The sequence below is a fragment of the Clostridium sp. FP2 genome, from assembly GCF_011065955.2.
GTDB classification, from domain to species: Bacteria; Bacillota; Clostridia; order Clostridiales; family Clostridiaceae; genus Clostridium_AD; species Clostridium_AD tagluense.
The window spans coordinates 391,288-404,494 of record NZ_JAAMNI020000001.1 but is presented as its reverse complement, the minus strand read 5'-3'; the positions used below and the strand labels follow the sequence as shown (position 1 = coordinate 404,494).

At 31.9% G+C, this 13,207-nt stretch carries 15 protein-coding genes; 2 read left to right on the top strand and 13 right to left on the bottom strand.

Translation table 11 applies throughout. From position 1 onward, the window contains the following. Positions 1–665: 665 nt before the first annotated feature. From wecB to G9F71_RS01915, 4 genes are all read right to left on the bottom strand, one after another. Positions 666–1,790 (bottom strand): non-hydrolyzing UDP-N-acetylglucosamine 2-epimerase, encoded by a 1,125-nt coding sequence (gene wecB, locus G9F71_RS01930; RefSeq protein WP_164950405.1) that lies wholly within the window; start codon positions 1,788–1,790, stop codon positions 666–668. Positions 1,791–1,868: 78 nt separating this feature from the next. Further along, positions 1,869–2,897, bottom strand: a complete 1,029-nt coding sequence (locus G9F71_RS01925; protein WP_164950404.1) for a glycosyltransferase family 4 protein — start codon at positions 2,895–2,897, stop codon at positions 1,869–1,871. A gap of 78 nt (positions 2,898–2,975) precedes the next feature. After that, positions 2,976–3,464, bottom strand: coding sequence for a deoxycytidylate deaminase (locus G9F71_RS01920; RefSeq protein WP_164945782.1), 489 nt, complete (start codon positions 3,462–3,464; stop codon positions 2,976–2,978). Positions 3,465–3,683: 219 nt separating this feature from the next. After that, a complete protein-coding gene (locus G9F71_RS01915; RefSeq protein WP_164950403.1) occupies positions 3,684–4,412 on the bottom strand; it encodes an ATP-binding protein in 729 nt (242 codons plus the stop codon). 183 nt (positions 4,413–4,595) lie between these two features. Between G9F71_RS01915 and G9F71_RS01910 the strand changes: the two genes are divergently transcribed. Both G9F71_RS01910 and G9F71_RS01905 read left to right on the top strand, forming a co-directional pair. Continuing rightward, positions 4,596–5,291: a Crp/Fnr family transcriptional regulator gene (locus G9F71_RS01910; RefSeq protein ID WP_164950402.1), complete on the top strand. Its 696-nt coding sequence runs from the start codon at positions 4,596–4,598 to the stop codon at positions 5,289–5,291. A 230-nt stretch (positions 5,292–5,521) separates the two neighbouring features. Next, positions 5,522–6,067 (top strand): NADH peroxidase, encoded by a 546-nt coding sequence (locus G9F71_RS01905; protein ID WP_164945779.1) that lies wholly within the window; start codon positions 5,522–5,524, stop codon positions 6,065–6,067. A gap of 85 nt (positions 6,068–6,152) precedes the next feature. Here the strand turns inward: G9F71_RS01905 and upp are convergent, their stop codons facing one another. From upp to G9F71_RS01860, 9 genes are all read right to left on the bottom strand, one after another. Next, positions 6,153–6,782: a uracil phosphoribosyltransferase gene (gene upp / locus G9F71_RS01900; RefSeq protein WP_164945778.1), complete on the bottom strand. Its 630-nt coding sequence runs from the start codon at positions 6,780–6,782 to the stop codon at positions 6,153–6,155. A gap of 53 nt (positions 6,783–6,835) precedes the next feature. Then, positions 6,836–7,285 (bottom strand): ribose 5-phosphate isomerase B, encoded by a 450-nt coding sequence (gene rpiB / locus G9F71_RS01895; protein WP_164945777.1) that lies wholly within the window; start codon positions 7,283–7,285, stop codon positions 6,836–6,838. A gap of 79 nt (positions 7,286–7,364) precedes the next feature. After that, positions 7,365–7,562, bottom strand: a complete 198-nt coding sequence (locus G9F71_RS01890) for a hypothetical protein (protein ID WP_124997093.1) — start codon at positions 7,560–7,562, stop codon at positions 7,365–7,367. A 53-nt stretch (positions 7,563–7,615) separates the two neighbouring features. After that, a complete protein-coding gene (locus G9F71_RS01885) occupies positions 7,616–8,662 on the bottom strand; it encodes an L-threonylcarbamoyladenylate synthase (protein WP_164950401.1) in 1,047 nt (348 codons plus the stop codon). A 48-nt stretch (positions 8,663–8,710) separates the two neighbouring features. Continuing rightward, positions 8,711–9,439, bottom strand: a complete 729-nt coding sequence (locus tag G9F71_RS01880; protein ID WP_187353489.1) for a ZIP family metal transporter — start codon at positions 9,437–9,439, stop codon at positions 8,711–8,713. A gap of 97 nt (positions 9,440–9,536) precedes the next feature. Further along, positions 9,537–10,130, bottom strand: coding sequence for a hypothetical protein (locus G9F71_RS01875; RefSeq protein WP_164950400.1), 594 nt, complete (start codon positions 10,128–10,130; stop codon positions 9,537–9,539). 66 nt (positions 10,131–10,196) lie between these two features. Further along, positions 10,197–11,273: a peptide chain release factor 1 gene (gene prfA / locus G9F71_RS01870; protein WP_164950399.1), complete on the bottom strand. Its 1,077-nt coding sequence runs from the start codon at positions 11,271–11,273 to the stop codon at positions 10,197–10,199. 137 nt (positions 11,274–11,410) lie between these two features. Then, positions 11,411–12,265, bottom strand: coding sequence for a peptide chain release factor N(5)-glutamine methyltransferase (gene prmC / locus G9F71_RS01865; protein ID WP_164950398.1), 855 nt, complete (start codon positions 12,263–12,265; stop codon positions 11,411–11,413). Positions 12,266–12,299: 34 nt separating this feature from the next. Beyond that, positions 12,300–13,205 (bottom strand): DUF1385 domain-containing protein, encoded by a 906-nt coding sequence (locus G9F71_RS01860; RefSeq protein WP_164950397.1) that lies wholly within the window; start codon positions 13,203–13,205, stop codon positions 12,300–12,302. Between the last annotated feature and the right edge of the window lie 2 nt (positions 13,206–13,207).

Below are 13,207 nucleotides of genomic sequence, written 5' to 3'. Positions count from 1 at the left end.
CACATACTAACAAATTCTATTATAGTCTACTAATTTTCATAAATAAAACCTAGAATTTCTCATTTATTTGATGTATAGGAGCATTTGAGTTTGTTTTTTAAAGAAAATCGCCTCTTTCCTCTGAATATATCTATATTATGATATATTACGACTTTTCACATAATTTGAAATTATATTTTTCAATTATTCTATTTCTTTTAACATGCTTAACATTCATAATATTCTTAATATTCAGTTCAAAATTTTCAATACTACTGTGTTTAGCAACGTTTAAGAACTTTTTATTATAATTTTTATTTAGTTAAACATTTACAAAAATCTTATAAAAATAAAAATTTTTCGTTAATTTTTTTATTTTTATAAACAATTGCAATATTATATTTTTTATAATTCATTTTTTCGTTATAATATTTTTATTATTTATAATATTTTTATCATTCATCACTAAAAATATGCATTAAATTATTCTCATTACACTCGCTATAGGCTTTTAAATACCGCATATCAGGATAAATAATACTTTTAAGCACCTCCTATTGTTGTATTTCGATATGATTTTCTTAACATTGAAAACTTTTATTTTTAAAGTTTTCATTTGTGTAAGATACTAAAAAAATAGGTTTAATAATTTAATTTCTAAATTATTAAACCTATTTTAACAATATTTAGTATATCTTAAAATACTTTAATAGTGAATCTACTATTTTAGCAGAAGCATTTCCATCACCATAAGGATTAATTGACCTACTCATGTGATTATACTCCTCTGAATTTCTTAAAAGCTTATTAGCATTTGATACAATTTCCCCCACATCTGTTCCAACTAACTTTACTGTACCAGCATGCTGCGCTTCAACTCTCTCTGTAACATCCCTAAGCACTAAAACCGGTTTACCTAAATGAGGAGCTTCTTCTTGAATTCCTCCCGAATCGGTCATTACTAGGTAACATTTTTTCATTAAATTGTGAATTTCACCTGTGTCAATAGGGCTTAGCAAATGTACTCTGTCTACACCTTTTAAAATACTGTTTACCATATCCTTTACTACTGGATTGGGATGAACTAAATACAATACTTCTACATCTTTATTTTCGCATACAACAATTTTCAGTGCATTACATATATTCTCAATTCCACTTCCCCAATTTTCTCTTCTATGAGCCGTAACAATAATAACTTTTTTATTTTTATAATCAATTGCATTTAGCTCATTATTTTCAAAAATATATTCTTCTTTAATTGTAAACTTCATAGCATCTATAACTGTATTTCCTGTAACAAAAATAGCGCTCTCGTCTACTCCTTCTCTTAATAGATTTTCTTTAGATGTTGTAGTAGGCGCAAAATGTAAATCTGCTAGTGCTCCAGTTAGCTTCCTATTAATTTCTTCCGGATATGGAAAAAACTTGTTATGCGTTCTAAGACCAGCTTCTACATGCCCAACGGGTATTTTTCTGTAAAAAGCTGCAAGGGATGCAGCAAATGTAGTGGTAGTATCTCCATGTACAAGCACTATATCCGGCTTCTCACTTTCAAAGATTTCCTCCAACCCCTGAAGTACAGAGCAGGTTATCCCTGTTAAGCTTTGTTTTGATTTCATTATGTTTAAGTCATATTGAGGCACTATGTTAAAAAGTTCTAAGACTTGATCTAAGAGTTCTCTATGCTGAGCGGTTACGCAAACCACGCATTGCATTTGAGAATTTTTCTCTAATTCTTTAACTAGAGGTGCCATTTTTATAGCCTCAGGTCTTGTACCAAATATTACTACAACTTTAATATTTTCCACCAGATGACCTCCTAATTTAACTCAATTTAAACTATAACCACATGGATTTAATAATTATTAAATTCAAGGATATGCAAACTACTCTTTATGCTGGAAAATACCATATTTCCAGGCTGCTGAAACTGTTATAACTGCTGTTAGTCCTAACAAAAAATATGCCCTTTGATTACTCATTTGCATTGCTATAATTGCAATCCCACCTAGCACAGCACTTATAAAATACATAATAATAACTGCTTGCTTTTGGCTGAGTCCCATATCCAAAAGCCGATGGTGCAAATGACCTTTATCTGCTTGCATTATAGATTTTCCATTAGCTTTCCTTCTAATCATAGCAAAAAGGGTATCATAAATGGGTAATGCAAAAGCCAAGATTGGTACCGCTATAACAAATGCTGTTGCAGATTTAATAGCACATTGAATTGAAATTGCAGCTAGTAGAAACCCTAGTAATTGAGAGCCCGTATCCCCCATAAAAATAGAGGCTGGATTAAAATTATAGGGTAAAAACCCTAAAATCGCTCCACTTAAAACAGCTGTTAAAAATGCTGCCTCCAGCCTTCCACTAATTATAGATACTATCATTAAAGTAACACAGGATATAAATGCTATTCCTGCTGCCAGGCCATCTAATCCATCTATTAGATTAAAAGCATTAGTCACACCTACAATCCATATTATCGTTACAGGTATACTAGCCCACCCTATGTTTAGATAAGGATAAAATTCTCTAAAAGGATTAGTTAAAATTGATATCCTTACACCTGACATTAGAAGGCATACAGCAGCCATAATTTGTATTAGAAGCTTGTATTTAGGACTTAATTCTTTAATATCATCTATCATTCCACCCATAACAATTATAGTCGCACCAACAATTATACCTAGTTGATAATTTGTTAAAATTCCATTATATAAAATTGCGCCTATAACAAAAGATATATATATAGCGAGGCCTCCCATAATTGGAACAGGTTTCTTGTGAACTCGCCTTTCATCCTTAGGAATATCGATGGCATTAACAAGTATTGCAAATCTCTTAACTAAAGGGGTAATTATAAAGGAAATTAAAGCTGTAATTATCGCTAAAATATAAATATTACTCATAAAAAAACCTTTCTTTCACAAAAACAGTGTTTTTATTTGATAAATATAGTTTAAATCATCACCTAGGGTGCTGACATATTAATATCCACCATCACCTTGAAGTGAATCATCATTTTCTATCCATTCTTCTACATATACGATTTTATACTGTATTTTGCTATCTCTAATTATTACCTTATCTATACCCGAATTAATTATAAATCTCTTGCATAAAGAGCAAGGAGATGCATTATTAACTAATTCACCATTACTAACTTCTTTTCCAACTAAATACAAAGTTGACCCTATCATATCATTTCTTCGAGCTGATATAATTGCATTTTGTTCTGCATGTACCGATCTACAAAGTTCATACCTTGTGCCTCTTGGAATTTTCAATTCTTCTCTTCTACACACCCCTAAATCGCAACAATTCGCTCTACCTCTAGGTGCTCCTGTGTATCCAGTAGACATAATTTCATCATTCTTTACTATTATAGCTGCAAAATTTCTCCGCATACAAGTCCCTCGTTCAGATATGGTTTCACATATATCTAAATAATAATTATGTTTGTCAATTCTTCCCATAAATATACCTCACATAAATATATTTTAATTATGTAGATGAGAAATCAAAACTAAATCTATAATCTAATAATCAATCTATACCATTTTACACTAAAAAATCAAGAATTTAAAGTGTTTAATACTGTATTTATATTAATTTACTATAAACTAAAGAAAGTATATATTATTTTTCATAATATATACTTTCTTAAATATAGTTTTAAAGAGTGGCTATAAGTGTTAAATTATTACTCCGCTTATACCAATAGTTACCTCTTTATAAGGTACTATTATTCCAGCCTCAAGCATAGCTCCCTTTACAGAACTAACAATACCTGCGCAACAAGGTACTTCCATTCTAACTACAGTAATACTCTTAATATCATTATTTTTCAGTATTTCACAGATTTTTTCTTTATAATAATCATTGTCATCAAGCTTTGGACAGCCTATCAAAGTTACCCTTCCCTTAATAAACTCCTTATGAAAATTTCCATAAGCATAAGCTGTGCAATCTGCTGCAATCAATATATCTGCACCATTCAAAAATCCAGCCTTAGAATTAACTAACTTTAACTGCACTGGCCATTGATTTAATTCAGAAGATACTGATACTTCCGCCATCTTATCTATTTTATTAGGCATCTGTTTTATCTTTAAATCAACATTTCTTTTTATGGACTTTTCCATTGTACCAGGACATCCACAAGGCAAATTAGGCTTCGCAGCATGTTTCTCTTTTTTTATTTCAACAGCCTGTAGATCATAGTCTGCAGCATCTCTTTGGATTATTTTAATAGCATCTGTAGGACACTGCGGTAGACAATCCCCCAGTCCATCACAATACTCATCGCTTATTAATTTAGCCTTGCCACAAACGAGCTCTATGGCACCTTCATGACAACCGCTTACACATATTCCACAACCATTACATTTATTTTCATCTATACTAATAATATCTCTTTTCATTTTAACGCCTCCTGAATTTTTTTATATATTTTCTTTAAATTACATTTAAATAAATAACACTTAATTTCATTTGTTCTATCGAACCCAGCAATGATTTAATTGACTGTATATACAAATTATATTAGAATTACTTATGATAATATGTAACCCATGTTACCAAATTAAAAATTTGAGGGTGATTTTATGGATAAACTAATAGATTGTTTAAAGCATTGTATTTTATTTAAAGATTTAACTTATGATGAATTGCAAAATTTAATTAAAAATGTAAATTACTCCATTTCCGATAACTGCAAAAACTGTGATGAATGCCGCACTTGCATAGTGGCATTAGAAGGCGATATCTGCGACTATTTAGGAATTGTAATGGCGGGTGAGCTTGAAGTACAAAAGCACTATGCCAGTGGCAAAGTTGTTACCCTGGCAAAATTAAATATAGGAAAAACCTTTGGTGAGGCAATAGCTTTTTCAGAGACAAATATATACCCAGCTACCATAGTATCATCTAAAGGTTCAGTGATACTTTATATTTCAAAAAAAGATATTATAGCTATGTGTAGCTCCTACCCTAAAGTATTGAATAATTTTATGCAACTTCTATCTAGTAAAATTCTTTTATTAAATAGAAAAATTAAAGAACTATCTTTTGAAACACTAAGACAAAAGATCTCTAATTACTTACTCTCTCAATACGAAATTCAAAAAACCACAGCCCTTACTCTTCCTATGTCTAGAAAAAGCCTTGCTGAGCATCTAGGTGTTCAAAGACCTTCCCTTTCAAGGGAGTTTGTTAATATGAAAGAAGATGGCTTAATAGATTTTAATAAGAGTTTAGTGAAAATAAAAGATTTAGAGGCCCTTGAAGATATATTAGTTTAATCTAAAAATATAGAAGATATTTTACTTTTTTCATGTAAATATTAAATTTTACTTGATAATAGTTATCCGTTCGTGTATAGTTATTATTATAGGTAATCCAAGTTCAAATTTCCTATTTACATAGTAAATTGTATTACTTATAGTAATGGTTATTTATATAAAAAAAATGCGAAGTAAATGACAATTAATAATTGCTATTTACTCAAAACAACTACAAGGGGGAAAATAATATGAAAAAATTTGTTTGTACAATATGTGGATATGTCCACGAAGGAGATTCCGCACCAGATGTCTGTCCAGTTTGCGGTGCAAAAACTGATAAGTTTGTAGCGCAAAATGAAAATGATATGTCCTGGGCAGATGAACATAAAATTGGAGTTGCTAAAGACGCAAGTCCAGAAGTTGTAGAAGCATTAAGAGCTAACTTCGTTGGAGAATGTACTGAAGTTGGTATGTATTTAGCAATGAGCCGTCAAGCTGATAGAGAAGGCTTCCCAGAAGTTGCAGAAGCTTATAAGCGAATAGCTTTTGAAGAAGCTGATCACGCTTCAAAATTTGCTGAATTACTCGGAGAAGTAGTAACATCAGATACTAAGACAAACTTAGAAATGAGAGTTGCTGCTGAACATGGAGCTTGCCAAGGTAAGAAAGACTTAGCTACTTTAGCTAAAAAACTTAACTATGATGCAATCCATGATACAGTACATGAAATGTGTAAAGATGAAGCACGTCACGGTGCAGCATTTAAGGGTTTACTTACTAGATATTTTCAATAAATTGGATTAATTAAATATAAAAGCAACTTACAGATAGTTTTCTGTAAGTTGCTTTTATTTTTTAATGATAAATTATTATAATTAACTACTTAGTTCCGAATAATCTGTCTCCAGCATCGCCAAGACCTGGTACGATATACCCTTTTTCATTTAATTTTTCATCAATTGAAGCTACATATATATCCACATCTGAGTGTGCATCCGTAATAGCTTTAATTCCCTCTGGTGCAGCTATAAGACACATGATTTTTATATTTATGGCTCCTCTTTTCTTAAGCGCTGAAATTGCATCTATTGCAGAACCTCCTGTAGCAATCATAGGATCTGTAATAATTACATCTCTTTCATTAATATCCTGAGGTAATTTACAGAAATACTCAACAGGTTGCAATGTTTCTTCGTTTCTATACATTCCTATGTGTCCAACCTTAGCTGCCGGTATAATCTCCAACATACCATCAACCATTCCTAGACCTGCTCTAAGTATTGGAACTATAGCCATTTTCTTTCCAGCTAAAACCTTACATTTAGTAATACAAATAGGAGTTTCAATTTCTACTTCTTCTAATTGTATATCACGTGTAACTTCATAAGCCATAAGCATCGCAACTTCTTGAACTAAATCTCTAAAATCCTTTGAACCTGTGTTTTTATCTCTTATGTATGCCAATTTGTGTTGTATAAGTGGATGTGTTATTTGTGTTACTTTACTCATATATATTGCCTCCAATTATTTAATGTTTATTTTAAATGTTTATATTTTACTGTTTATTTAGAATATTTTTTCTCAATTTCAGTAATTTTATTAATTCTTTTTTGGTGTCTTTCTCCTTGAAATTTAGCATTGATAAAAGCATCTACGATATCTAAGGCTAACCCTACACCAATAACCCTTTCACCAAGAGTAAGTATGTTGGCATTATTATGCTCTCTTGAAGCATGAGCGCTAAAAGTGTCATGGCATAGTGCAGCCCTTATTCCAGGTACTTTATTAGCCGCTATTCCTATTCCTATTCCTGTTCCACATATTAATATACCTAGTTCAAACTGCTCTTCTACTACTCCATTTGCAACTTTTAATGCATAGTCTGGATAATCACAAGAATCCTCAGTGTAAGTACCTAAGTCTGTTACCTCAATGTTTTTACTCTCCAGATGCAGGATTATATGTTTTTTTAAATTTAAACCACCATGATCACTACCCAATGCTATTTTCATAGTAAAACACCTCCAAGATCTATTTTCTTATTATAATATGTTATATTACAAAAAAAGAAGATATCAGCATTTAAATAAACTATTTAAATACCATTATCTTCTTTGTATTATCCCATAATAAGAATGCATTATTTTTTAATCCGTCAAAAAACTTTGAATACATTGGAATATAGACAACATATGGTCCAATATTATTTATAGTAAATATTTTGTTGCAAATAGCTTCTATAATATAGCTTTTTCGCATTTTTTCATTACACATATACAATATATCCATAGTTCCTCCTCATATTCCTCTAGAATAGATATCAATTAAAAACTGCTATCTACCTATACGTAAATTATATCAAAACCTGCTGACTTCTTAAGCCTATTCATTATAGCAACACCTATTCCCTTTTCTTCAAAGGCCTCTGACAATATTAAATCTACATCTATAGCATCAAAACTTCTTAAAACTTCAAAAAGATTTCTTCCCACAGTATCTAGATGTTTTCTGCTACCTAAAGAAATAACAGTGCCACAAGGATATTTATTCTTAGTTTCATCTGTTGCCATAATCCCTATTTTTTTCTTGCCCATACTATTCTGCACTATTTCATTGATTTTTGCAATAGTTTTTTCTAAATCTCCACATATAATTTTTACTGGGGCTTTTGGTGCATAATGTCTATACTTCATACCAGGTGCTTTAGGCTTAAAATCATTCTTCGGTTTAGACATTATGGTTTTATCAATATATATTCCCTCATCTATCTCTCTTAACATCTCAAGTGTTATAGCTCCTGGTCTTAGTATGCATAGAGGCGTACAAGTACAATCTACTATTGTTGACTCAAGACCTACCTCACTTTTATCTCCACCTATAATGTATTCTATCTTTCCACTTAAATCCTCGATACAACTCTCTACTTCAGTAGGACTAGGTCTACCGGATATATTAGCCGATGGAGCTGCAATAGGTGTTCCCGCTGCCTCAATGAGTTTCCTGGCAATTAAATTTGAAGGCATTCTTATGCCTACCGTATCCAGATTTGCACTTGTAGTCATGGGAATCAGCTCAGACTTATTAAAAATCAAAGTTATTGGTCCAGGCCAATATTTATCCATAACCCTCTTTGCAATATTGGGTATTTCTTTCACTAGAGGCTCTATATTAAAATCAGCTACATGCACAATAAGCGGATTATCCTGTGGTCTTCCCTTAGCCTTGAAAATCTTTTCTACAGCCAGTGCATCTAATGCATTGCATCCAAGACCATAAACTGTCTCAGTAGGGAAAACAACTAATCCACCGCAAGCTATAACAAGCCCTGCCTCCTCAATTATATTTTGCTTTATATTATTTTCATCCATTATTACTATCTTCGTTTTCATCCTTACACCTCTCAATTAAATCATCATCTGAAATGTCGTTAAATCATCTTAAATCACATTAGTCATTATTAACCCCACTATTATCCCCAAAAGTATTCCCAATGTATTTGTAATTCCCGGCCAAAGCTTCTTCGACTGTGGAAGCATCTCTCCGTAAATAACATATAACATAACACCTGAGGCAAATGCTAAGGAACTACCTAATATATTTACGGATATGCTCCCAATATACATCCCTATCCAGGCACCAACTGCAGTAGGCAGCGCTGTTAAAAATGCATAAAACAATATTTTTCCGCTTTTTGTCCCCGAAAGCATTAGAGGCGCTGCAACGGCTAAACCTTCAGGCACATCATGTATTGCAATTATCATACTCATTTTAAGCCCTAAATTTTCTCCATTAACAAACCCAAATCCCATTATTAGACCTTCAGGAAAATTATGTAGCATTATTCCAACTGCAACCATAAACGCCACCTTTGTATATTGGGAATTTGAATTACCGCTTAAATTGCTTATTTTGTCTATTATTACAACAATAATAATACCTAGACTTAAAAACAATAAGGTTCCTAGAAGTCCTGTCTTTTCTGTAGCTTCTGGTATGAGTTCAAAAACCACAATAGAAAGCATAAGTCCTGATGCAAATCCTATAATATTTCCTAGGAACTTTCTTGAAGGTTTCTTTATAAGAACACCTAAAAACGCCCCTATCATAGTACCAATCAAAGCTATTACTCCAGAAAATATGATTATCAAAACAATCTTACTATTCAAATTTATACCCCCACTTCTTAATTACAATTCCATATGAAAATAAAGTATAGAAACTTTTATACACTATACTTATTTCTCTATATGTAATTTTATTCCATCAATGGGGCTTTATGCAGTATTCTCTATATTCTTTAATTTTTTCTATAGCATCACCTGAAAATATTGCACCGACGCAAGATCTATACACGTCATCCAATAAGACATATTTTCTAAATCCACCATGTTTAATTATAAAATAGAAATATGTTTCTTCCGGATTTTCAATTTTAATTTTCCTATACATCTGTGCTACATAGGGGTATTTTTTTAAAAATTTTATATCTAGGGGATGAATTTTTTCATTTCTAAATTTAGATTTTGTTATTATAATAATTTCTAAGTCCATGCCTTGATTTTCAGTATGAACAAAGACAACTTTTTTGCATATAATAATAAATTTATCTTTGGCAAATCCACACCATATGCTTATTTTATACCCTTCCAACTTGAAATCAATATATTCTTCATCAAATCTAAGAATAATAACAATAACAATAAGTAGCTCATTAAAAATTAAATATATTATAAAGTATATATTTGCAATTTTAGACACTATTAACATAATAGGTAATAAAACAAAAATAAAGCACATCGATAGCATAAACCCTTTATAAGTTTTTTTTTGCTTTCTAATGGCTTTATTTATATTCATTACTCTCACCTTTCGCTTCTGAAGTTCCCACACCTAAATGAGTAGGTTTTTCCCACAAAGTAATTTCTAATTGTTATTACCCATGGCTTTCATCTTTTCTGCTTGGTCAGCAGTTATTAATGTGTTCATCATTTCATCTATTTCGCCATCAAGAAAAGCTTCTAATCTATACAATGTTAAGCCTATTCTATGGTCTGTAACCCTGCCTTGAGGATAGTTATAAGTTCTTATTCTCTCACTTCTATCTCCTGTGCCCACTTGACTTTTTCTATCTTCAGCTATTCCTGCGGATCTTTCAGCCTCGGCCTTATCAAACAATCTAGATTTTAATATCTTCAAAGCTTTTTCTTTGTTCTTTAACTGGGATTTCTCATCCTGGCAAGAAACTACAAGTCCTGTAGGAATATGCGTCATTCTTACTGCTGAATCTGTTGTATTAACACACTGTCCACCATTACCAGATGCTCTAAACACATCTATTCTTAAATCATTAGCACTTACTTCAATATCTACATCGTCAACCTCTGGAAGCACCGCAACAGTCGCCGTAGATGTATGAATTCTTCCACTTGATTCTGTGTCTGGAACCCTTTGAACTCTGTGTACTCCACTTTCGTATTTAAATTTACTATAAGTAGAATCACCTTTTACCATAAATACCACTTCTTTAAATCCGCCAATATCTGTTTCATTAGCACTCATTACTTCAACTTTCCATTTATTACGTTCTGCATATCTTGTATACATTCTAAATAGATTTGCTGCAAACAATGCTGCTTCATCTCCACCTGCTCCAGCTCTAATTTCGATAAACACGTTTTTATCATCATTAGGGTCCCTCGGCAAAAGCAAAATCCTTAATTCTTCCTGCATAGTTTCCTTAATTTGAATCAAGTCTTTTATTTCATCTTGAATCATCTCTTTCATGTCTTTATCAGCTTCATCTTTAAGCATTTCTTTGTTTGTTTCTAAATCTTCTTTAGCTTTTTTATATATTCTATATTTCGTAACAACTACTTCCAATTCTGCGTGTTCTTTGCAAAGTTTTTGCCATTCCTTTTGATTAGCAATAACCAAAGGGTCGCCGATTTTCATTGTAATTTCTTCATATTTGCTTTCTGTAAACTCAAGCCTATCTAACATTTTTATCACTCCGTATATATATTTTCACATCCTAATATTATACCATAGTTATGTACAGTATACAATTCCAACATAACTATATACTTACTCTACTTTGCTTATCTAATTCACAAGATGCCATTACCCACTAAAGTGTCCTACTCCATTAAGATGCCTTTAATAACTCTATCATTTCCAGATAAATCTTTAATACATTCTATGCTCTTAAATCCTGATTTTAAAAGAATGTCCTGAACTTCTTCTCTTTGATCATATCCTATTTCAAAAGCTAAAAGTCCGCCCTTTTCCAAAACTTGCAAACTTTCTTCGGTAATTCTTCTATAAAATTCCAACCCATCTTTCCCACCACTAAGTGCTATATAGGGCTCATAATTTTTTACATCCTCCATTAAAGTAGGTATGACCGATTCTCTTATATAGGGAGGATTAGAGACCACCACTTGAAATTTCTTATTCTGCTCTATAGCGCTTTGCAATAAATCACTACGCTGCTCATCGACCCTACTCGCTAAGTCAAATCTTTCTATATTTAATTTTGCCACAGCTATTGCATCATAAGATATATCATAAAGCATTACCTCTACACCTTTAATAAATTCGGCTATAGCTATTCCAATAGCTCCACTTCCACTACAAACATCACAAACCTGCGTATAGTCTTTTTCATTTATATGCTTAATTACTTCTTCAACTAAAATTTCAGTATCAGGTCTTGGTATTAATACTCCAGGCTTTACTATTAAATTCATACCCATAAATTCACATTCACCGAGAATGTATTTTATAGGCATCTTACTTTTCCTAAGCTGGATTAGCTGTGAAAATTCTTCTTCTTGCTTTCCATTAAGATTAAAATCTCTATTAAGCATTATGAACAATTTATCCACATTTAAAACCTTAGCCAGTAAAAGTTGTGAATCTATCAAATAGCTCTCAATGCCAACTTTTTTTAAAATTCCATAGGACTTAAGAAGTATTTCTCCTATATTCATCACTAGCCACCGCCTTTTTTGATCACAATTCTAATTAATCTTCAATTCCCTCCGCTACTTTAAGAGCTTTTATCGCAACTTCTAATTGAGACAAATCCGGTTCCCTTGTAGTCAAGTTCTGCAACTTAAGTCCTGGATAAGAAAGGATTTTAGCTAAGGGTCCCGTGCTTTTTCCCATCCATTTAATAATTTCATAGCTTACCCCTGAAATTAGTGGCAGAAGTATAACCCTATACATTATCCTCTCCCCAATTGAATTCCAACCAGTAAATGAGAACATTATTATACTAACTATCATAACTAAAAATAAAAAATTCGTGCCACATCTTGGATGTAATCTTCCAAATTTAGCTGCATTTTCTGGAGTTAGTTCAACATTGTTTTCGTAACAAAATATAGTTTTATGTTCAGCACCGTGATATTGGTACACTCTTTTAATATCTTCCATTTTCCCTATAAGATATACATATAGTAGAAATATTAAAACTCTAATAATTCCTTCTACAATATTCATGCCTATGGTGCCTGTACCCATTTTACTAAAAACATTAGCTACAAGAGTTGGTAAAATAAAAAATAATCCTATAGATATAACCAGCGAAATAACAAGGGATAACCCCATAATTACATCGTTACTTTTATCTTTAAATATTTTTTCTATCCATTTATCTAATTTTGAAGCTTCGCCCTCTTCTTCGAAAAAAGAAGCTGAATAATTTAAAGTTTGCACACCTATAACTAAGGATTCAATTAGTGAAATAAACCCTCTTATTATAGGCAATCCAAAAAATTTATTCTTTTTCGTATAGGAGGTATAGCTTTTCTTTTCCACTACAATTTCCCCTTCTGCAGTTCTCACCGCAGTGGCAATGCCATTACTCCCTCTCATCATAACCCCTTCAATTACTGCCTGACCTCCGACATTAACATTTTTAGCCATAG

Bases quoted from the DNA above. Each gene is read 5' to 3' on its own strand.
- G9F71_RS01905 (WP_164945779.1), top strand. From the start codon at position 5,522: ATGAAAAAATTTGTTTGTACAATATGTGGATATGTCCACGAAGGAGAT.
- G9F71_RS01890 (WP_124997093.1), bottom strand. From the start codon at position 7,562: ATGGATATATTGTATATGTGTAATGAAAAAATGCGAAAAAGCTATATT.
- G9F71_RS01925 (WP_164950404.1), bottom strand. From the start codon at position 2,897: ATGAGTAATATTTATATTTTAGCGATAATTACAGCTTTAATTTCCTTT.
- G9F71_RS01915 (WP_164950403.1), bottom strand. From the start codon at position 4,412: ATGAAAAGAGATATTATTAGTATAGATGAAAATAAATGTAATGGTTGT.
- G9F71_RS01910 (WP_164950402.1), top strand. From the start codon at position 4,596: ATGGATAAACTAATAGATTGTTTAAAGCATTGTATTTTATTTAAAGAT.
- upp (WP_164945778.1), bottom strand. From the start codon at position 6,782: ATGAGTAAAGTAACACAAATAACACATCCACTTATACAACACAAATTG.
- prmC (WP_164950398.1), bottom strand. From the start codon at position 12,265: ATGAATATAGGAGAAATACTTCTTAAGTCCTATGGAATTTTAAAAAAA.
- G9F71_RS01885 (WP_164950401.1), bottom strand. From the start codon at position 8,662: ATGAAAACGAAGATAGTAATAATGGATGAAAATAATATAAAGCAAAAT.
- G9F71_RS01920 (WP_164945782.1), bottom strand. From the start codon at position 3,464: ATGGGAAGAATTGACAAACATAATTATTATTTAGATATATGTGAAACC.
- G9F71_RS01875 (WP_164950400.1), bottom strand. From the start codon at position 10,130: ATGAATATAAATAAAGCCATTAGAAAGCAAAAAAAAACTTATAAAGGG.
- rpiB (WP_164945777.1), bottom strand. From the start codon at position 7,285: ATGAAAATAGCATTGGGTAGTGATCATGGTGGTTTAAATTTAAAAAAA.
- prfA (WP_164950399.1), bottom strand. From the start codon at position 11,273: ATGTTAGATAGGCTTGAGTTTACAGAAAGCAAATATGAAGAAATTACA.
- G9F71_RS01860 (WP_164950397.1), bottom strand. From the start codon at position 13,205: ATGGCTAAAAATGTTAATGTCGGAGGTCAGGCAGTAATTGAAGGGGTT.